We start from the raw sequence: 1,754 nt of genomic DNA, 5'->3' as shown, positions 1-1,754 counted from the left end.
ACAGCGAGGGTGTGAGTTGTAAATCACGCGACGAGATCTAGGTCATTGCTAAATTTTTATTAATGATGAATCATCACAATACAATCAAAGGTGATAAATGAGTAAAAAAATGGCAAGAAAAGCTAATTTAGTTAATTTAGATGCAATGATTGCGAGAGAAGACTTTCTCGTAAAAGCCGATAGCGAAATGGGGTTTGAATCGATTCAGAATATAGCAATGAGAGATATGGGTATGCTAACTGGATTGTTAAGAAAGCCGGACTTTCAACGAGAAACCAATCACTGGACACCTGAACAGGTTGTTTCTTTATTACAAAGCTTTGTCTCTGGAGATTTGATTCCATCAGTCATTCTTTGGAAAAGTTCCTATATTTTTGTTATAGATGGTGGTCATAGGCTCAGCGTATTAAGAGCTTGGAAAGAAGATGATTATGGTGATGGAGTTATTTCTCGATCTTTTTTTGGTGGAAATATATCCGAAGAACAAAAAAGCATCGCTGATAAAACCAGGAAACTTGTTAACGAATCTGTAGGTAAGTGGGATGAAATAGAGAAAAAAATACAAAATCCAAATAGTATGTCTCCTGATGAAACTAGGCTTCTAACTAATATTTATGTAAGGGCACTACAAATACAATGGGTTAAAGGTGATGCGGAGAAAGCTGAAACTTCCTTTTTCAATATAAACAAAAAAGGAACTCCTTTAGATAATGTGGAAGAACTTCTTCTCAGAAATAGAAAAAAGCCAATATCTATAGCAGCGCGAGCAATAATTAGGGCTGGCAAAGGTCATAAATATTGGTCTTCATTCTCTGATGATAAAGTAAAGAAAATCGAAGAGAAATCACTTAAATTAAATTCAGCCTTATTTTCACCAGATATAAATTCAAAAATAAAGACAATAGATCTTCCTCTTGGTGGCTCAAGAGAAGTAAGAGTAGCATTGGATATTTTAATTGAACTTATATCAATCGCTATTGTTCAGAATAAAAAATATCAAAACGAATTAATAACTCAAACAGATGATCAAAATGGAGAAGAAACTGCTTTAGCGTTAGATAAGACATTAAAATTAGTAAATTGGATTACAGGTAATGACAGGGGTAGCCTTGGGTTACATCCAGCTGTATATTTCTATAGTTCATCGGGTAGACATATTAACCCAATGTTTCTAGGAACATTATTAGTAATAGCAAAGCAATTAAAATTTAATAACAAGCGATTTTTTAAAGAATTTATTACCATACGCTCTAATCTAGAAAAAACACTTATTGAAAATAAGCAATTGATATCATCATTAGTAAATAGAGCCAGCCATAACAAAAGGGTCGTTTATTACTCTGAATTTCTAGAATCAATGATAGATCTTCTGCTTGAAAAAATTAAAAAATCAGAAAACTCACAGCTTAATGGGGAAGAAATTATTTCACTCTCTCATTTTGAAGGTGATGTATTAAAAGGAAGCAATATTACAAAAGGAAAGAAAATCAGTGAAGATAGCAAAAATACTGTATTCATAAGAACAGCACTATCTTCGGCGTTAATTTGTCCCATCTGTAACGGATATATAGATAGTTCCAAGTCTATATCCTACGATCATAAAGCTAGAGTTGAAGATGGAGGTGTGGGCTCTGTAGATAATACGCAAATTACTCACCCGTATTGCAATATGTCAGTTAAGAATTAGTTGAAACATTGAAAATTAAACACCAGCCTCGCCAATGCGGGGCTTTTTATTACCTGAATATAGGAAA

At 33.3% G+C, this 1,754-nt stretch carries 1 protein-coding gene; it reads left to right on the top strand.

All coding sequences use genetic code 11. The features are described 5' to 3' along the window. Nucleotides 1-97 precede the first annotated feature (97 nt). Nucleotides 98-1,687, top strand: a complete 1,590-nt coding sequence (locus IQ211_RS19080; RefSeq protein WP_223281901.1) for a DUF262 domain-containing protein — start codon at nucleotides 98-100, stop codon at nucleotides 1,685-1,687. The last annotated feature ends 67 nt before the right edge of the window (nucleotides 1,688-1,754 follow it).

The organism is Xenorhabdus griffiniae, from assembly GCF_015163655.1.
Lineage (GTDB): Bacteria > Pseudomonadota > Gammaproteobacteria > Enterobacterales > Enterobacteriaceae > Xenorhabdus > Xenorhabdus griffiniae.
Note: the sequence above shows the minus strand (reverse complement) of the source record. Positions and strands in the feature narration are given on the sequence as shown.